Genomic DNA, 18,395 nt, shown 5'->3' with positions numbered 1-18,395 from the left:
CTGTGAAATCTTGTAGGAGCTTGTTCAGTGGCGGCCTGCGGCGTCGGCCTCGGCCAGCGCGCGGCGGATGCGGTTGACGGTGGTCCAGGCCACCAGCACAGCAAGCAGCGGCATCAGCCAGGCCGTCCAGCCCGGCAGCGGCAAGCCCAGGGCCACGTAGAGGCCGAGCGCGCCGAACACGAAGGCCCGGTCGCTCTTGCCCAGCGGACCGTCGTAGCGGCGCGAGGCGCCCACCGTGGGGCCCAGCGCGCCGGCGAATTCGCTCAGCCCGGCCAGCACGATCACCGTGCCGACCCAGAAGCCGCTGAAAGGCAGTACCAGCGCAAAGGGCAGGTACAGCGCCGCGTCGGAGACCACGTCGGTCAGTTCGTTGAGAAAAGCGCCCAGCTTGCTCTGCTGGTTGTGCTCGCGCGCCAGCATGCCGTCGATGGCGTTGAAGGCCATGCGAAGGAACATCCAAAGTGGAATGAGCCCGAAGGCTGCCAGCGAGGGCGCCGCGAAGAAGAGCCAGAGCCCGAGCGCGACCGAAACGACGCATGCCGCCATCGTGACCTGGTTGGCGGTGACGCCCATCGCATGCAGGCGGACCACCAGCGGCCGCAGCAGGGCCTGGAAACGCGGCTTCAGTTCGTAGATCGACACGTGCTGGCTTCCCCTCGTTTGTTATGTGCCGAAGCATTCTGCCAGTCTGGCCCAAGGACTAAACTTGCCGACGCAGACCCTTACCCAATGACCATCCAGACAGACGACTTCGCGCCCGCCCCCCAACGCGTGGTGTCCGCAGCCCCCGCATCGCCCAACGAAGAGGCGATCGAGCGGGCGCTGCGCCCCAAGCTGCTCGACGAGTACGTCGGCCAGGCCAAGGTGCGCGAGCAGCTCGAAATCTTCATCGGCGCCGCGCGCAAGCGCAAAGAGGCGCTCGACCACGTGTTGCTGTTCGGTCCCCCGGGCCTGGGCAAGACCACGCTGTCTCACATCATCGCGGCCGAACTGGGCGTCAACCTGCGCCAGACCTCCGGCCCCGTGCTCGAAAAGCCCAAGGACCTGGCGGCGCTGCTGACCAACCTGGAGCCGAACGACGTGCTCTTCATCGACGAGATCCACCGCCTGAGCCCGGTCGTCGAGGAAATCCTGTACCCCGCGCTGGAGGACTACCAGATCGACATCATGATCGGCGAGGGCCCCGCGGCGCGCAGCATCAAGCTCGACCTGCAGCCCTTCACCCTGGTGGGCGCCACCACCCGCGCCGGCATGCTGACCAACCCGCTGCGCGACCGCTTCGGCATCGTCGCGCGGCTGGAGTTCTACACGCCCGAAGAGCTGGCGCTGATCGTGACCCGCAGCGCCCGCCTGCTCAAGGTGGAGACCGACGAAACCGGCGGCTTCGAGATCGCCCGTCGTTCGCGCGGCACGCCCCGCATTGCCAACCGCCTGCTGCGCCGCGTGCGCGACTACGCCGAGGTCAAGGGCAATGGCCGCATCACCGAAGAAATCGCGCACAAGGCGCTGGCCATGCTCGACGTCGACCCGCAGGGCTTCGACCTGATGGACCGCAAGCTGCTCGAAGCCGTGATCCACCGTTTCGACGGCGGCCCGGTGGGCCTCGACAACGTGGCGGCCAGCATCGGCGAGGAGCGCGACACCATCGAGGACGTGATCGAGCCCTATCTCATCCAGCAGGGCTACCTGCAGCGCACGCCGCGCGGGCGCATCGCCACGCTGGCGGCGTACCGGCACCTGGGCGTGACGCCGCCTTCGAGCCGTTCCGACGGACAAGACCTCTTTGGAGCCTGAAGACACATGCACACTCATGACCTGAGTGCCTGGCAGCACGACCACCATTTCGGCGCCGACACCGCCTCCGCCGAGCGCAGCACGCGCCTCGTGATGTGGATCACCGCCGCGATGATGGTCGTCGAGATCGGTGCCGGCTGGTGGTTCAACTCGATGGCGCTGCTGGCCGACGGCTGGCACATGAGCTCGCACGCGCTGGCCATCGGTCTGAGCGCCTTTGCCTATGCGGCCGCGCGGCGCTACGCGCGCGACCCGCGCTTTGCCTTCGGCACCTGGAAGATCGAAGTGCTCGGCGGTTTTGCCAGCGCGCTGGTGCTGCTGGGCATCGCGGCGCTGATGGTGGTGGGCTCGCTCGAGCGGCTGTGGTCGCCTTCGGCCATTCACTACCCCGAAGCCATCTCGGTCGCGGTGCTGGGGCTGGTGGTCAACCTGGTCTGCGCGCGGTTGCTGGGCGGGGCGCATCACCATCATCACGGGCATGACGATCACCACGCGCATGGCGACCACGGTCACGACCTGAACCTGCGCTCCGCCTACATGCACGTCGTGGCCGATGCTGCCACCTCGGTACTGGCCATTGCGGCGCTGCTGGGCGGCTGGTTCTACGGCTGGGCCTGGCTCGATCCGGCGATGGGCATCGTCGGCGCGGTGCTGGTGGCGGTCTGGGCCAAGGGGCTGCTGAAGGAAACCGGCAAGGTGCTGCTCGACCGCGAGATGGACCACCCGGTGACGCAAGAGATCCGCGAAGGCGTCGAGACGACGCTGGCCGATTCGGAAACGCGCGTGGCCGATCTGCACGTGTGGCGCGTGGGGCGCGATGCGTACGCCTGTGCGCTCACGGTGGTGACGCATTCGATGACGCTGACGGCCGACCAGGTGCGGGCGTGCTTCTCGATGCACGAGGAGATTCGCCACTCCACGGTGGAAATCCAGCGCTGCGTCGACTAGCTCCCGCTTCTTTCTGCGGGCCGCGTGTGCCGCACGATCAGAATCTGCGCCGCGTAGTAGGTAGCCAGCACCCACAGCGACGCCAGCGGCAGCGGTGACACGAAGCGGTTCGTTGCCAGCAGCGAGTCGCTCAGCATGAAGAAGCATGCGCCCACCGCAACCCACAGCGCGGCAGGGTCTGCGCTTCGTAGCACGGCGGCCCGCCCGATGGCCTGTGCCGCCATGCAGGCGATCACGATCACATAGACGCCGACCGGCACCCGCAGGGCGACGGGCAGCCCACCTTGCCAGAGAAACGCGTACATCCCCGCGCCGATCAGCAGCGTCGCCGCGAGCACGCCGCGGCGCGGAAACAGGCCGACCCCGATGCGGAACAGCGCGATATAGGCCAGGTGCGCCAGCAGGAAGCACACGAGCCCGGGTACGAACAGCTTGGCCGGCCCCATCAGCAGCACGTCGCCGGCCAGCGATGCCACCAGCCCCGTCAGCAGCAGCCCGTCGAAGGTCGTTACGGCACCAGCCGCCACCGCCCGCCGCGCGGCGAAGAAGATCGCGATCGACAAAGCCAGCGGCTTGAAGACGAGGTGCAGCCAGCCGATGCCCAGCGCCGCGCTCGCCGTGGCCAGGGCCGCTGCCTCGATCAGCAGCACCTCGGTCATCGACAACCGCCCCTGCAGCACGCCGCCGATGGCCCACAGGCTCGCCGTCAGCGCGGCCAGCCAGACGGCGGCCTGCGGCAGCGGCATGGTGTCGGAGAACCACAGGAAGAATATGGCCCCCGCCAGCATCAGCATGAACTGCACGCCAGCGAACCACTGCACGGCCCGGCTCACCACCGGTTCGTAGCGCGTCACCTTTGAAATGTCGAAGGCCGGCTTCGGAAACCGCGCTGCCACGTCGGCCGGCCGCCAGCCCGGCGGCTTGAACCACACGCGCAGCTTGTCGACCCAGCTGCGCGCATGCCATGAATCCTTCGCCAGCGCCCAGTACACCTCGGCGTTGGCCCACAGCGGGTCCCAGCTGCGCAACTCGCCGCGCGTGCCGTAGACGCAGCGTTCGTCTTCCTCGCGGAAGCTGCCGAACATCCGGTCCCACATGATGAGGATGCCGCCGTAGTTGCGATCGAGGTACTTGTCGTTCACCGCGTGGTGCACGCGGTGGTTCGACGGCGAGCAGAACCAGCGGTCGAACCAGCCCAGTTTGCCCACCTGCTCGGTGTGCACCCAGAACTGGTAGAGCAGGTCGACCAGCGCCACCACGCCGAACACCAGCGGTGGCACGCCCGCCACCGCCATCGGCAGATAGAACACCCAGCCCAGCAGTGCGCCGCTCGATGTCTGCCGCAACGCGGTCGACAGGTTGTAGTGCTGGCTCTGGTGATGCACCACGTGCGCCGCCCACAGGATGGCCGACTCGTGGCCCATGCGGTGCAGCCAGTAGTAGCAGAAGTCGTAGAACACCAGCGCCAGCAGCCAGCCGTACCACGTCGTCCAGAAGTCGCGCGCTGCCTCTTGCGGAAACAGCGCCACAGCCGAATACACGGCCGTGTAGATGCCGATGCGCAACAGCCCCGTGAGCACCGCGCTGATCTGGCTCAGCATGCCCAGGCCGATGCTGTTCACCGCGTCGGCGAGGCGGTAGGTGTCATGCCCCGTGCCGCGTCGTGCGCGCATGCGGCCGACCGCGAATTCGATTGCGATCAGCAGGAAGAAAACGGGAGTTGCGAGAACGATGATCTGGCCGGGGCGCATCGCGCGATTGTGGCGTTGCCGTCGGGCGACAAGTCACCGGGATGTCACGGAGGCGCCATCGTATGGTCACGTGGCGGTGGGAGCCTACCCGTCCATGCAACGCGACGACGCCTTCCTTCGTGCATGGCACGACACCGCGACCCGGGCCCTCGACCCCGAGGACGATGATCGCGTACGTCCACCCCTGCAATTCCGCACCCTCTGGATTTCCGACCTGCACCTGGGCACGCCCGGCTGCCAGGCTCGTGCGCTGCTCGATTTTCTCAAGCACACCGAGTGCGAGACCCTGTTCCTGGTCGGCGACATCATCGACGGCTGGCAGCTCAAGCGCCACTGGTACTGGCCGCAGGCGCACAACGACGTGATCCAGAAGCTGCTGCGCAAGGCGCGCAAGGGCACGCGCGTGATCTTCATTCCGGGCAACCACGACGAGTTCGCCCGCAAGTACCTGCATCACAACTTCGGCGGCATCGACGTGGCCGAAGAATGGATTCACGAGACGGCCGACGGCCGCAAGCTCTGGATCATCCACGGCGACCTGTTCGACGGCGTCATCCAGTGCGCCAAGTGGCTCGCCTACGTGGGCGATTCGCTCTACGAGTTCACGCTCAAGCTCAACCGCCACCTCAACTCGCTGCGTGCGCGCATGGGGCTGCCGTACTGGTCGCTGTCGAAGTACCTCAAGGGCAAGGTCAAGCGCGCGGTGAGCTACGTGGGCGACTTCGAAGTGGCCGTGGCCCGCGAAGCCCGCAAGCGCGGCGCACAGGGCGTGGTCTGCGGGCACATCCACCATGCCGAGATGCGCGACATCGACGGCATCCTCTATTGCAACGATGGCGACTGGGTCGAGAGCCTGACGGCACTGGCCGAGCATGCCGACGGCACGCTGGAAATCATCGACTGGGCGCAGCACATGCCCGTGCCGACGAAGGCGACGCCGCAGCGCGAAGCCGTCGCGGCCTGAGCCCGTCCGAGCAGGCCGGTCAGCCCTTGCGACCGGGGTCGTTCGTCGTATGGCCGAGTTGCTCGCGCCAGGCGTCGTAATGCCGAAGCATGCTCTTGCTCATTTCGTCCATCCATAGCCACCAGGCCAGTGCGAAATTCTCGGGGCCATCGGGCTCCGGTGAAGTCTGGAAAAGGCTGGCGGGCGGTTCCGGCAGTTCGTAATCGCACAGCCGCTCGACGCTGCTGTGCGGGAAGCCGGGAATGACAGTGCTCACTGCTGTGCTCCTTCGAGGGCGGCGCGTTCTCGGGCGCCCGGAACAACTCCCGCACGCATTGGAGCAGGAACCGGAACGCTGGCGTATCGGATTATCCCGAATGAAAACAAAAGACTACGGAAGACGGTGGCTTTCGAGGCGCCATGCCGCGCGTGGCCGCGTTCGTCCGATCCGACGATGCCGCCGGGCCTCCGGGGGCCTCACACTCGGCCGGTGTTATTCCGACAGCAGGAGACGACAAACACCATGGCCTGGGCACTCACGGCGGCGGAGACCGCATTCCGCGACGAGGTTCGAGACTTCCTGGCGCGTGAGCTGACGCCCGAACTGCGTGCCGCGGGCCGGCGCTGCTCCGGCATCTTCACCGACTACGAATACGGCAACCGCTGGCACCGCGTGCTGGCAAAGCGCGGCTGGAGCGTGCCGCAGTGGCCGGTCGAGCACGGCGGCACCGGCTGGACGCCGATGCAGCACTACCTCTTCGCGGCCGAGCTTGCCGCCGCCGATGCGCCACCGCGCGCACCCATGGGGCCGGGCATGGTCGCACCGGTGATCATCGCCTTTGGCACCGAGGCGCAGAAGCGCGCGTGGCTGCCCGGCATCCGCTCGGGCGAGGACTACTGGTGTCAGGGCTACTCGGAGCCGCAGTCGGGCTCCGACCTGGCCTCGCTTCAGTGCAAGGCGGTGCGCGACGGCGACCACTACGTCATCAACGGCACCAAGATCTGGACCACCCACGCGCAGTACGCCAACCGCATGTTCTGCCTTGTGCGCACCACCTCGGGCGGCAAACCGCAGCAGGGCATCAGCTTCCTGTGCTTCGACATTCCCGCGCCGGGCATCACCATCCGGCCGATCATCAGCATCTCGGGCGACCACGAGCTCAACCAGGTGTTCTTCGACGACGTGCGCGTGCCGGCCGACGGGCTCATCGGCGAGGAGAACCAGGGCTGGGCCATCGCCAAGTACCTGCTGCAGCACGAGCGCGGCGGCGCATGGGCGCCCATGCTGCGCGCACGCCTGCGCCGGCTGACAACCGCGGCAGATGCAACCTTTTCAGCTTCAGGCGGCGACGCACACGAAGCCGACGACACGGCCCTGCGCCTGGCCGAAGCCGAGTGCGCCATCGACGCCCTCGAGGCCACCGAGCTGCAATCGCTGCGCGCGCAGGCCCGCGGCGAGCAACCGGGCATCCGCCCGTCGATGGGCAAGGTGCTGGGCTCCGAGCTGCGCCAGCGGCTGACCGAGCTCGGCGTAGAAATCGCCGCCCACTACGCCGCCGCCGACCTGCCGCTGGACGACGGCCTGCAAGGCGAGCTGCCGATTCCCGAAGACGCCGTGTTCTCGATGTCGGCCTACCTCAACGACCGCGCGGCCTCCATCTACGCGGGCTCCAACGAGGTGCAACGCAACATCGTCGCGGCCCACTTGCTGGCGAACTGAGGTCCTTCCATGAGCACTCTCACCGAACAGGACGAAACCCTCGCGATGCTGCGCGACAGCCTCGCGCGCTACCTCGACGACAACCACGGCTTCGAGCAGCGCCTGTACGCGCTGCGCAAGGCCGACGATGCGCCTCCGCCGTTCTGGCAGGGCCTGGCCAGCGAGCTCGACCTGCTGGGCGCGGCGCTGCCCGAGTCGCAGGGCGGCCTTGGCGGCGGCATGGCCGCCCACCTCGCGATGATGGAAACGCTGGGCGGCGCGCTCGCTGCCGAGCCGTACCTGTCGACGATGGTGATCGGCGCGGGCCTGCTGCAGCGCCACCCCGGCGCGCAGGCCGATGCGCTGCTCAAGCGCATCGTCGCCGGGCAGGCCGTGCTTGCCTTCGCCCATGGCGAGCCGCAGAGCCGGCACGACCGCGCCGATGTGCAGACCGAACTCGCGCGCGAAGGCAACGGCTTTCGCCTGAACGGCCGCAAGGCCGTGGTGCACGCCGCGCCGTGGGCCAGCCACCTCATCGTGAGCGCGCGCAGCGGCGCCGGTCTCTCGCTGCTCGTCGTACCCAGGGAAACAGCCGGCGTGCGCCTGCGCGCCTACCCAACCCGCGACGGCGGCCGCGCCGCCGACATCGCCTTCGACGACGTGCGCCTGCCCGCTGAAGCGCTGCTCGGAGCCGAGGGCAGCGCGCTGCCGCAGATCGAGCGGGCGCTCGACGAAGCCACGCTCGCAGTCTGCGCCGAGTCCATCGGCGTCATGCGCCGCCTGATGCGCGACACGCTCGACTACGTACGCCAGCGCAAGCAGTTCGGCGTGCCGATCTCCAGCTTCCAGGTGCTGCAGCACCGCCTGGCCGACATGCACATGGCGCTGGAGCAGGCCGCCGCGCTCACTGCGAGCGTCGGCGAGCACATCGACACAGCCGACCACAACGAGCGCGCCCGTGCCGTGTCTTCCGCCAAGGTCGCAGCCGCCAAGGCCTGCAAAGCCGTGGGGCAGGGCGCGGTGCAGCTGCACGGCGGCATGGGCATGACGGAGGAACTGGCGGTCGGCCACTACGTGCGCCGCGCCACGCTCATCGAAGGCCAGTTCGGCCCGCCCGCGTGGCATTTGCGCCGCGTGGCGAAGCTGCGCCCGGCCGCAACGTAGACATCGGGGGCCCGCATTCGTCGCTTTGGACGATGCAGCCCCGCCGCCCCCGAGCCAAGATGCCTCCACACACAGGAGACAGACCATGGCAGGTCCATTGCAAGGCCTTCGGGTGATCGAGATGGCGGGCATCGGCCCCGGGCCCTTCTGCGCGATGCTGTTCGCCGACATGGGCGCGGAGGTGGTCCGCATCGAGCGCCCCGGCACGCGCACCGCGCCGCACGACATCCTCGCGCGCGGGCGCAGCACGCTGCAGGTCGACCTGCGCGCGGAAGGCGCGGCGCAATCCGTGCTCGACGCCATCGAAAAGGCCGACGTGCTCATCGAGGGCTTCCGTCCCGGGGTGATGGAGCGCCTGGGCCTCGGCCCCGCCGAATGCCATGCGCGCAACCCGCGGCTGGTCTACGGCCGCATGACAGGCTGGGGCCAGCACGGCCCGCTGGCGCATGCGGCAGGCCATGACATCAACTACATCGCCATCAGCGGCGCGCTGCACGCCATCGGCCGCGCGGGCGAGCCGCCGGTGCCGCCGCTCAACTACGTGGGCGACTTCGGCGGCGGCGCGATGCTGCTGGCCTTCGGCATCCTCGCCGCACTGCACGAGGCGAAGAATTCCGGTCAGGGCCAGGTGGTCGATGCCGCCATGACCGATGGCGCGGCACTGCTGTCGGCCATGATGTACGGATTCAAGTCGGCTGGCCAGTGGAGCAACCAGCGCGGCGAGAACATGCTCGACGGCGGCGCGCACTTCTACGACACCTACGCGTGCGCCGACGGCAAGTACGTGGCCGTGGGCGCCATCGAGCCGCAGTTCTACGCGCTCATGCGCGAGCGCTGCGGCATCGCCGACGACCCCGCCTTCGACGCGCAGATGGACGCCGACCGCTGGCCGCTGCTCAAGCTGCGCATGGCCGACGTGTTCCGCACCCGCACGCGCGACGAGTGGTGCGTGCTGCTCGAAGGCAGCGACGCCTGCTTCGCGCCCGTGCTCGACTGGGACGAGGCCCCGGAGCATCCGCACAACGTGGCGCGCGGCACCTTCGCCAACGTGGGCGGCGTGGTGCAGCCCGCGCCCGCGCCGCGCTTCAGCCGCACCGCGCCCGTGGTGCCCCCGGCCACGGCGCGCGATGACGGCTCCACCGTGCTGCGCCGCTGGGGCGTGGCGGCGGATGCCATCGCGCCCCTGTGCGGCGCCTGAAGGAGCCCCGCATGTTCCTCACCCAACCCCTGCTCAAAGGCCGCCGCGAAAACGCCCGGGCCACCGCCGTGGTCTGCGGCAACACGCGCCTGGACTTCGGCACCTTCACCGACCGCGTCGCACGCCTGGGCGCCGTGCTGAAGCAGCTCGGCATGGCGCGTGGCGACCGCGTCGGCATGATGAGCCTCAACTCGCACCGCTTCGTCGAATACTTCTTCGGCACCTGGTGGGGCGGCGGCGTCATCAACCCGGTCAACATCCGCTGGAATCCGAAGGAGGTCGCGTACTCGCTCGACGACTGCGACACCCGCATCCTGCTGGTCGACGACCTCTTCGCGCCCATGGTGCCCGCGCTGCGCCAGCTGTCGAAGTCGCTGCGCACCGTGGTGTATTGCGGCGACGGTGCCGTGCCCGAAGGCATGGCCGGCTACGAGGCGCTGCTGGCGCAAGCGCAGCCCATCGACGACGCACCGCACAGCGGCGACGAGCTCGCGGCCATCATGTACACGGGCGGCACCACTGGCCAGCCCAAGGGCGTGATGCTCACGCACGGCAGCCTGTGCATCAATGCGCTGGGCACGGTGGCGGCATTGCCGCGCGACACGCACGACGCGGCCGCCATCGTCGCGGCGCCCATGTTTCACGTGGCCGGCTGCGGCGTGGCGTTGCAGAGCCTGCTGCGGCAGATGCCGGTGCACGTGGTGCCGATGTTCGACGAGCTGGCCGTGCTGCAGACCCTGCAGTCGGCGCGCATCACAGAGATGTTCCTGGTGCCGACCATGATCAAGCGCGTGATCGAGCATCCGCGCTTCGCCGAGTTCGACTTGTCCAGCCTGCGCCTGCTGTCGTACGGCGCGGCGCCCATCGACGCAGCGCTGCTCGACCAGGCCATGCGCGCCTTTCCGGGCACCGCGTTCGCGCAGGTGTACGGCATGACCGAGCTGTCGCCCGTCGTCACCGCGCTGCCGCCGCATTGCCACCTGCCCGGGCCCGACCGCGAGCGCCTGCTGCGCTCGGCGGGCACGCCGATCTCCATTGCCGAAGTGCGCATCGTCGACGGCGAAGACAACGAGCTGCCCCACGGCCAGGTCGGCGAGATCGTCGCGCGCGGCCCCATGGTCATGAAGGGCTACTGGAACAAGCCCGAGCAGACCGAGGCCGCGCTGCGCGGCGGCTGGATGCACACCGGCGACGGCGGCTACATGGACGAGCAGGGCTTCGTGTACGTGGTCGACCGCATGAAGGACATGATCGTGAGCGGCGGCGAGAACGTGTATTCGGCCGAGGTCGAGAACGCCATCGCGCAGATGCCGCAGGTGCTGATGTCCGCCGTGATCGGCGTGCCCGACGACAAGTGGGGCGAGCGCGTGCATGCGGTGATCGTGCGGCGCGAAGGCGTGGCGCTGGAGGCAGAGGCAGTCATCGCCCACTGCCGCGAGCAGATCGCCGGCTACAAGTGCCCGCGCAGCGTGGAGTTCCGCGACGCGCTGCCGCTCTCGGCGGCCGGCAAGCTGCAGAAGTTCCAGCTGCGCGAACCCTTCTGGGCCGGCAGGGAGCGCCGCGTCGGCTGAGCCCCGCCAAGACCGCAAGACAACAAACCAAGGAAGACAACATGTCCATCGATTTCCGCCGCTCCTGGAGCGACGAAGACCTGGAGCTGTACCGCGACAACGCGGTGCGCTTCGTCGAGACCGAAGTGCTCCCGCACGACGAGGAAGCCCGCAAGCGCGGCCACGTGGGGCACGAGGTGTGGCGCAAGGCCGGCGCCCTGGGCCTGCTGTGCGCCGACATTCCCGAGGAATACGGCGGCGCCGGTGGCGACTTCCGCCATGAGGCCGTGGTCTACGAGGAGATGTCGCGCCGCGCGCTCACCGGCATGGCAACTTCGGTGCACGCCATCGTGGCGCATTACTTCCTCAACCACGGCACCGAGGCGCAGAAGCTCCACTACCTGCCGCGCATGGCGCGCGGCGAGCTGGTGGGCGCCATCGCCATGACCGAGCCCGGCGCGGGCTCCGACCTGCAGGGCGTGCGCACCCGCGCCGAGAAAACGAAGGATGGGAAGGACGGCGGCTACCTCATCAACGGCTCCAAGACCTTCATCACCAACGGCTTTCTCGCCGGCGTGGTGCTGGTGGTGGCCAAGACCGACCCAACGCAGGGCGCGAAGGGCACGTCGATCCTCATCGTCGAGACCGAGGGCTGCAAGGGCTTTCGAGTGGGCCGCGTGCTCGACAAAATCGGCATGAAGGCGCAGGACACCTCCGAGCTTTTCTTCGACGACGTGCGCGTGTCCGCCGATGCTCTGCTGGGCGGCGTGGAAGGGCAGGGCTTTTTCCAGCTCATGAGCGACCTGCCTTACGAGCGCACCATCATCGGCCTGAGCGCGCTGGCCACCATGGAAGGCGCCTACCAGGCCACGCTCGACTACGTGCGCGACCGCAAGGCCTTCGGCAAGCCGATCGTCGAGTTCCAGAACACCAGGTTCAAGCTGGCCGAGATCGCCACGCAGATCAAGGTGGGCCGCGCCTTCATCGACCGCTGCGTGGAAGACCTCGTGGCCGGCAAGCTCGACACCGCCACCGCCTCGATGGCCAAGCTCTGGGGCTCGGAGGCGCAGGGCCGCGTGATCGACGAGTGCCTGCAGCTCTTCGGCGGCTACGGCTTCATGAACGAGTACATGGTGGCGCGCATGTATGCCGACGCCCGGGTGCAGCGCATCTACGGCGGCACCAACGAGATCATGAAGGAAGTGATCGCCAGGGCGCTTTGAGCCGCAGCGTGTTCAGTCAGGACAGCCGCCGGATCTCCGCCCGTGCAATCTCGCGGTGGGGGTACGACGGCGAGAGGCCGATGAACTGCGTGTACTTCTCGCGCGCCGCATCGGTGTGGCCCGCGTCTTCCAGCTCCAGCGCCTCCAGCGTGAACTGGGTGAAGAGCCGGTTGGCATCGTTCTCGCGCGCCGACGCGGCCAGCGACTTGGGCTGCAGTTCGGGTTGCGCGGCGTAGATCTGCCGCTGCACTTCGATCACCTCGATCAGCGCGCGGCCGATGCGCTGGATGTTCTCGTCCACGGGGTCGAGGCCGGTGGCCCGCACATCCGCTGCGGCCTGGTCCAGCAGATGCGAGGCCACGCGCAGCAACTGGTGGAGCTGTTTGTGCGTCGTCATGGGCGGGCCACTCCGCGCACGCAGCAGCTTTCGGGCTTCGCCGCTTCGGCGAAGCCGGTTTCGTGCAGGGCCCTCATCCGTTGTTCCGCTTGGCGCTGGATGCCGCCGTCCGCGCGCGCGGCTTGCGCTGCGAGGCTGGCTGGGCCGCGGCTTCTTCCTCGGCACGCAGCTTCTCGGCGAGCTGGCTTGTCCGCTCGGCGATGGCCAGGCTCTTGGCCATTTCGGCGCCGTGCACCTTCACCGAGAACGCCTTGCTCACGCTGCCCTTGCCCGTGGTGTAGGTAATGGCCAGCCAGTAGCCGGGATGGCTGGGGTTGGGCGTCTTGAAGTGAACGCCGCTCACGCCGCTGGTGTTGTTGCGCCGGGTGATTTCCGATTTGGAGCGCTTGGCCGTGCGCGGCCCGGGCGGATGGGCCGACAACCCCATGCGGATCGCCTCTTCGGCAGGATGAATGCGCGCCAGCCCCGTCATGCGCTTGAGCTGCTGCGCGCGCTCCTGGATCGCCAGCGCCTGCGCGTCGTCGCCCAGGTCCGCGACAGAGAAGTCGGTGCGAAGAATTTCGTCGGGCGCGATGTAGGTCTTGGCCATCCACGCCCGCACACGGCCGCCCGGCGCGAGATGGTGGAACACGCCCGTCACGCCGGTGCTGTTGTTGGTGCGGTGTTTTTCGGCCCGCTCGCGGCGCGCCTGCGGCGGCACGCTGCGCACGATGAAGTCGCGCCAGTCCTGCGCGTGGAGCAGGGCCTGTTCCGCGCCGCCGTAGCTGGCCTTGCCGAACAGCCTGTGATGGCGAACGCCATTGCGAACTATGGAAACCTCGAAACCCCAGGACCTGGAGTAGATGCCGTACATGGCTGCCGGGTTGGGGATACCTTTGGGCATTCTCGACGTGATGCTGCTGCTTTTGCACTCAGTTTTGCTGAGTCTGATGGGCTCCCCGATTCGCTCGTCGCTCATCGGCGCGCGCATTTCGCAGCTATTTTGGCCCAAGCGCCATGACGATTCCGCGGAAGCGGTCATGCCCGGGACAACGCGGGGCGCAGCGCCGGGGATGAGGCGTGCGTTTTCGCCGGCCCTTTCACTGCTGCGGCCTTGCCTCGGCGGTGGCCAGGCCGTGCTGCCGAGCGCCTTGCTGGGCGCCCTGCCGGAAGGGAATGGTGAGCGGGTCGTTGGCGGGGGCGGTGTTCGACATCAGCTTCTGCTCGAGCTGGCGCTCGCGCTCCTCGATGGCCAGCAGCTTGGCCTTCTCTGGCCCGTGCTCCTTGATGGAGAAGGCCTTGCTCACGCTGCCCTTGCCCGCGGTGTAGGTGATGGCGAGCCAGTAGCCCGGGTGGCCCGGGTTGGGCGCCTTGAAATGCACGCCGCTCACGCCGCTGGAATTGGTGCTGCGCCTGATCTCGGACTTCGAGCGCTTGGGCGCCAGCAGTTCGGAGTGGGTGGCCGGCGGGCTCTTGCGGATCGTTTCCTCGGCCGGATGCAGCTTCGCCAGCCCGGCCATGCGCTCCAGCTGCCGCTCACGCTCCTCGATGGCCAGCGCCTGCGCGGCCTCGCCCACCAGGTTCACGGGAAAGTCGGTGCGCAGGATCTCGTCCTGCCCGATATAGGTCTTGGCGACCCAGGCGCGCACCCTGCCGCCCGAGGCGACCTGGCAGAAGACGCCGGACACGCCGGTGGTGTTGTTGATCCGCAGCTTCTCGGCCCGGGTGCGCCGCGGCACCGGCGGCACGCTGCGCACCACGCCGTCGCGCCAGTTCTGTGCCTGCAGCAGCGCCTGCTCCTCGCCGCCGTAGCTGGCGCGGCCGAACTGCTTGTAGTAGCGCGTGCCATTGCGCACGATCGACACCTCGAAGCCCCAGGCACGAGGGTAGATGCCATACATGGCGGCGGGGTTGGGAATACCTTTGGGCATGGTGGCTTCGGCTTGCGTCGCTCTCTGTTGCTTGCGGTACCGCAGCGTTCGGAAGGCGCGGTTCCTGAGAGGGATGCTAGGGATTGCGAGGCGGCCGGGGTATCACCGGAATCCGTAGTAATCGTGACAGCCGAAGTCACTGTTGAAGCACTAAGTTCTACATTGAGGCCGGGCAGGCTGCTACCTGATCACCCCGAGCCTGCGTGCAATGGCCACAGCCTGCGTCCGGCTCTTCGCGTCCAGCTTCATGTTGATGTTGCGCAGGTGCGTGCGCACCGTGCTGTCCGACACGAACAGCTTCTCCGCCATCGCGTTGTTCGAGTAGCCCTCGGCCAGCAACTGCAGCACGCGGATTTCCTTGCGCGTCAGCGGCTCCTTCATGGCGTTGTCGCCGGTCGACGCTTCCGCTTCGCCTGTTGCCGACGGTCCCACGGCGTGCAGCAGCCGCTGCAGATGGTCCGCCAGGATCGGGTCGTTGGTGCTGCCGCTGCGCGCGCCCTCATGCTGCGCCGCCGCATACCGATGCACCAGCATTCCCACGGCCGGCCCCTCGTCGAGGATCAGCCGCATGAATCCTTCCTGGCTTGCCGTCTGCAGCACTTCGCCGAATTCGTCGACGGCGGCGGCCACGTCGCCCACGCGCTGCAGCGCCAGCGCGCGCAGCACCTTGAGCTTGAGCACGCGCCGGTTGCGGGCCGAGGCCAGCGCGGCATGCAGCTCCGCGTCGAGCACGCCCAGCGCGCTGCGTGCGTCGCCGAAGGTGATCTCCCAGCGTGCCTTGGCCAGCGCGAGATAGTCGAGGTCGTGCGCCGGCAGGCGTTGCCGCTGCTCGCGCTCCCACAGCGCGGGGTCGTCCGCGCGCAGCAGTTCGTCGTGCGATGCGGGCCCGTTGCCCTGCAGCAGCAGCATGCGCGAGCGCTCCAGCTTGGCGCCCGCCACCACGCGCGGCAACTGCCGGTGGTGGCCCAGGTATTCGAGCTCGGTCAGCGCCTGGAACGCCGCGTCGATGTCGCCCGCATGGAACGCGAGCCGAGAGCGCATCACGTGGCTCAGGATCATGTGGTCCGGCAGGCCCACGTCGCGCGCCAGCGGCAGGTACACGTTCAGCAGGTGCTCGGCCTGCACGAGCTGGTTGGTCTCGTACACGGCGCCCGCGTACAGCACGCCGGCCCATGCATTGCCGTGGCTGTGGTTGTAGGACACCGCATGCGTCGAATCGACCGCCATGCGCAGCCGCGCGGTGGCCTGCCGCAGGCGGCCTTCGTGCAGGTCGAACAGGCCGGCCAGCGACTCGGTATACATGCGGTTGAAGGTGCTGTTGCCCTGCTCGCGCCGAGCCACGTCGAGCAGGCGCCGCGCTTCCTGCTGGTCGCCGCGCACGGCCAGGATGTGGGACATGGCGTTGAGCAGCACGCTGTCGGCAAAGGCCAGGCCGGTCGGCAGGCGCGCCAGGCTCGGCCGGCCGGCCTCGTAGGCCTCGTCGTGCCGGTCCTGCATGGCCAGCAGCAGGGGCACCAGCGTGTGGGCGCTGGCGCGCACTTCGGCAATGGGGCTGTCGAGGCAGCCCGACTGCTCCAACTGCCGCATCGCGTCCCACGGGCCATGGGTGAAGCAGGTGGCCCACAGCGAGATGGGCTGCAGGAACGGGTGTTCGCGCAGCTGATGCTCGGGTATCGCCGAGAACCAGCGCGCCAGCATGCGCATGCGGCCCTGTTCGAGGAACTGCGCCGCGTAGCTGTCGAGCAGGGTCAGCGCATACGGATGGTCGCCTCCCTCGATGGCATGGTCGATGGCGGGCACGGGGCGGTCATGCGCTTCGTACCAGCCCGCCGCCGCGAGGTGCAGGCGCTCCAGCTCGCCGGGCTGCTCGCGCGCCAGCTGCGCGCGCAGGAAGTCGGCAAACAGGCTGTGATAGCGCCACGCGTCGCCATCGCCGCTCACCGGCGTGACGAACAGGTTCGACGCGGCCAGCCGTTCGAGGATGGCCGCGCAGTCCACGCGCGGGCACAGCGCCTGGCACACCGACGCATCGAGCTGCCGCAGGATGCTGGTGCGCAGCAGGAAGTCGCGTATCTCCTGCGGCTGGTGCGCGAGCACGTCTTCGGCCAGGTAGTCGGCCACGGCGCGGTCTGAGCCTGAAAAGCGTTCGACAAAACCGCTCGTGGTGCCATGCCGCTCCAGCGCCATCGACGCGAGCCAGATCGCGGCCACCCAGCCTTCGGTCTTGCGGTACAGCTGCGACAGCATGTCGGCCGGCAACGCCTGGGTTGCCTGCGCCTGGCGCAGGCTGAAGAAGGCGCTGGTTTCTTCGAGGCTGAAGCGCAGGCGGTCGGTGTCGATCTCCATCAGCTGGCCGCGCGCGCGCAGCCGCCCCAGGCCCAGGTCGGGCAGGCTGCGCGAGCCGATCACGATCTGCCCGCGTCGCGGCAGGTGCTCGATGATCTCGCGCACCAGCCCCAGCACGGCCGGCTCCTGCACTCTTTCGAAGTCGTCGAGAAACAGCGTGAAGGGCGAGTCGTGGGCGGCCAGCGCAGCCACGGCATCGAAGGGCGCATTGGCGAGCGGCTCTTCCACACCCAGGCGCTGCACGGCCTCGGCCAGGCATGCGAGAAAGCGCGAGACGTCGTTGTCGGCGCGGTCCAGCGTGAGCCACGCGGTGGCAATGCCCTGCGCCTCCATGCGCTCGCGGATCTGCGCCATGGCCGTCGTCTTGCCGAAGCCGGCCGGCGCCCGTACGAGCACCAGCTTCACGGCTGCCGAGGCGATCTCCTCGCTGATCGCGGTGCGCAGCACCTGCGTGGCGACGAAGGCCGGGGGGTTGAGCTTGGTTTCGAGAATCCGGGGTGTGGGGGACTGCATGCGGTGCTGCTGAAATCCCGTCGTTTCCGACGATGTGTGCGGCTGATTCTGCTTCCTAAACTGGCTGTGGACAAACCCGTCAAGACACCTCAAGGACACCAGCAGATGCAACTCGATTCCAGCATTGCAGCCGTCGTCACCGGCGGCGCCTCGGGGCTCGGCGCCGCCACCGCGCGCCGCCTTGCCAGCCACGGCGTGAAGGTCGCGCTGTTCGATCTCAACGCCGAGCAGGGCGAAGCCTTGGCCAAAGAGCTGGGCGGCGTCTTCTGCAAGGTCGACGTCACATCCGAAGAACAGGTCGATGCGGCGTTCGCCAAAGCGCGCGCGGCGCACGGGCAGGAGCGCGTGCTCGTCAACTGCGCCGGCACCGGCAATGCGGTGAAGACCGCGAGCCGCGACAAGGCCACCGGCGAGATCAAGCACTTTCCGCTCGCGAATTTCGACCGCATCATCCAGATCAACCTGGTCGGCACCTTCCGCTGCATTGCCAAGTCGGCGGCCGGCATGCTCACGCTCGACATGCTGCAGGACGGCGAGCGCGGCGCCATCGTCAACACCGCCTCGGTGGCCGCGCAGGACGGCCAGATGGGCCAGGCCGCCTACACCGCATCGAAGGCCGGCATCGTCGGCATGACGCTGCCGATCGCGCGCGACCTCATGAGCGAGGGCATCCGCGTGAACACCATCCTGCCGGGCATCTTCGACACGCCGCTGCTGCAGGGCGCGCCCGACAACGTGAAGGCCGCACTGGCGGCGTCGGTGCCGTTTCCGAAGCGGCTGGGCAACCCGGCGGAATACGCGACGCTGGCGGAGCTGATGATCACCAACGGGTATTTCAACGGCGAAAGCGTGAGGCTCGACGGCGCTATCCGCATGGCGCCGCGCTGAGCGGTTCGACCCTCCGCACGCTCGCGCACGGACATACCTCTTATGGGGGATGTGCAGGCGCGCACCTTCCG

16 protein-coding genes are annotated in these 18,395 nt (G+C 68.4%); 9 read left to right on the top strand and 7 right to left on the bottom strand.

Going from position 1 to position 18,395, the window contains the following annotated elements:
* Nucleotides 1–24 precede the first annotated feature (24 nt).
* Nucleotides 25–642: a CDP-alcohol phosphatidyltransferase family protein gene (locus AC07O3_RS23070; RefSeq protein WP_093056683.1), complete on the bottom strand. Its 618-nt coding sequence runs from the start codon at nt 640–642 to the stop codon at nt 25–27.
* A gap of 87 nt (nt 643–729) precedes the next feature.
* On the opposite strand from AC07O3_RS23070, the gene ruvB reads away from it, so the two are divergent.
* Nucleotides 730–1,794, top strand: coding sequence for a Holliday junction branch migration DNA helicase RuvB (ruvB, locus tag AC07O3_RS23065; RefSeq protein ID WP_093056682.1), 1,065 nt, complete (start codon nt 730–732; stop codon nt 1,792–1,794).
* A gap of 6 nt (nt 1,795–1,800) precedes the next feature.
* Nucleotides 1,801–2,742 carry a CDF family Co(II)/Ni(II) efflux transporter DmeF gene (gene dmeF, locus AC07O3_RS23060; RefSeq protein WP_495340421.1) on the top strand — a complete coding sequence of 314 codons (942 nt, stop codon included), beginning with the start codon at nt 1,801–1,803 and terminating at the stop codon, nt 2,740–2,742.
* Here dmeF and AC07O3_RS23055 read toward each other — a convergent pair.
* Nucleotides 2,739–4,493 carry a lysoplasmalogenase family protein gene (locus AC07O3_RS23055; RefSeq protein WP_495340420.1) on the bottom strand — a complete coding sequence of 585 codons (1,755 nt, stop codon included), beginning with the start codon at nt 4,491–4,493 and terminating at the stop codon, nt 2,739–2,741. The genes dmeF and AC07O3_RS23055 overlap by 4 nt on opposite strands.
* Nucleotides 4,494–4,587: 94 nt before the next feature.
* On the opposite strand from AC07O3_RS23055, the gene AC07O3_RS23050 reads away from it, so the two are divergent.
* A complete protein-coding gene (locus AC07O3_RS23050) occupies nt 4,588–5,457 on the top strand; it encodes a UDP-2,3-diacylglucosamine diphosphatase (protein WP_093056679.1) in 870 nt (289 codons plus the stop codon).
* Between the two features lie 19 nt (nt 5,458–5,476).
* On the opposite strand, the gene AC07O3_RS23045 is transcribed toward AC07O3_RS23050, so the two are convergent.
* Nucleotides 5,477–5,713, bottom strand: a complete 237-nt coding sequence (locus AC07O3_RS23045; RefSeq protein ID WP_093056678.1) for a hypothetical protein — start codon at nt 5,711–5,713, stop codon at nt 5,477–5,479.
* A gap of 246 nt (nt 5,714–5,959) precedes the next feature.
* Between AC07O3_RS23045 and AC07O3_RS23040 the strand changes: the two genes are divergently transcribed.
* The 5 genes from AC07O3_RS23040 to AC07O3_RS23020 all read left to right on the top strand — a co-directional run bounded on the left by AC07O3_RS23040 (nt 5,960) and on the right by AC07O3_RS23020 (nt 12,270).
* On the top strand, nt 5,960–7,156 hold the full coding sequence (locus AC07O3_RS23040; protein ID WP_495340419.1) for an acyl-CoA dehydrogenase family protein: 1,197 nt from the start codon (nt 5,960–5,962) through the stop codon (nt 7,154–7,156).
* A gap of 9 nt (nt 7,157–7,165) precedes the next feature.
* On the top strand, nt 7,166–8,299 hold the full coding sequence (locus tag AC07O3_RS23035; RefSeq protein WP_495340418.1) for an acyl-CoA dehydrogenase family protein: 1,134 nt from the start codon (nt 7,166–7,168) through the stop codon (nt 8,297–8,299).
* An 85-nt stretch (nt 8,300–8,384) separates the two neighbouring features.
* A complete protein-coding gene (locus AC07O3_RS23030) occupies nt 8,385–9,497 on the top strand; it encodes a CaiB/BaiF CoA transferase family protein (RefSeq protein ID WP_495340417.1) in 1,113 nt (370 codons plus the stop codon).
* A gap of 11 nt (nt 9,498–9,508) precedes the next feature.
* Nucleotides 9,509–11,068, top strand: a complete 1,560-nt coding sequence (locus tag AC07O3_RS23025) for a long-chain-fatty-acid--CoA ligase (protein ID WP_495340416.1) — start codon at nt 9,509–9,511, stop codon at nt 11,066–11,068.
* 41 nt (nt 11,069–11,109) lie between these two features.
* On the top strand, nt 11,110–12,270 hold the full coding sequence (locus tag AC07O3_RS23020) for an acyl-CoA dehydrogenase family protein (RefSeq protein ID WP_495340415.1): 1,161 nt from the start codon (nt 11,110–11,112) through the stop codon (nt 12,268–12,270).
* Between the two features lie 16 nt (nt 12,271–12,286).
* On the opposite strand, the gene AC07O3_RS23015 is transcribed toward AC07O3_RS23020, so the two are convergent.
* The 4 genes from AC07O3_RS23015 to AC07O3_RS23000 all read right to left on the bottom strand — a co-directional run bounded on the left by AC07O3_RS23015 (nt 12,287) and on the right by AC07O3_RS23000 (nt 17,436).
* The gene (locus tag AC07O3_RS23015) at nt 12,287–12,667 is read right to left on the bottom strand and encodes a hypothetical protein (protein WP_093056673.1); all 381 of its coding nucleotides are present in this window, start codon (nt 12,665–12,667) and stop codon (nt 12,287–12,289) included.
* Between the two features lie 73 nt (nt 12,668–12,740).
* Entirely contained in the window at nt 12,741–13,550 is an 810-nt protein-coding gene (locus tag AC07O3_RS23010) for an AP2 domain-containing protein (RefSeq protein WP_256330853.1), read from the bottom strand.
* A 196-nt stretch (nt 13,551–13,746) separates the two neighbouring features.
* Complete coding sequence (locus AC07O3_RS23005) at nt 13,747–14,577, bottom strand: AP2 domain-containing protein (protein ID WP_093177351.1); 831 nt, start codon at nt 14,575–14,577, stop codon at nt 13,747–13,749.
* Between the two features lie 180 nt (nt 14,578–14,757).
* A complete protein-coding gene (locus AC07O3_RS23000; RefSeq protein WP_495340414.1) occupies nt 14,758–17,436 on the bottom strand; it encodes a winged helix-turn-helix domain-containing protein in 2,679 nt (892 codons plus the stop codon).
* A 105-nt stretch (nt 17,437–17,541) separates the two neighbouring features.
* Between AC07O3_RS23000 and AC07O3_RS22995 the strand changes: the two genes are divergently transcribed.
* On the top strand, nt 17,542–18,324 hold the full coding sequence (locus tag AC07O3_RS22995) for an SDR family NAD(P)-dependent oxidoreductase (protein WP_093056669.1): 783 nt from the start codon (nt 17,542–17,544) through the stop codon (nt 18,322–18,324).
* Nucleotides 18,325–18,395: the final 71 nt, after the last annotated feature.

The organism is Variovorax sp. GW821-FHT09D05 (genome assembly GCF_059416325.1).
Note: the sequence above shows the minus strand (reverse complement) of the source record. Positions and strands in the feature narration are given on the sequence as shown.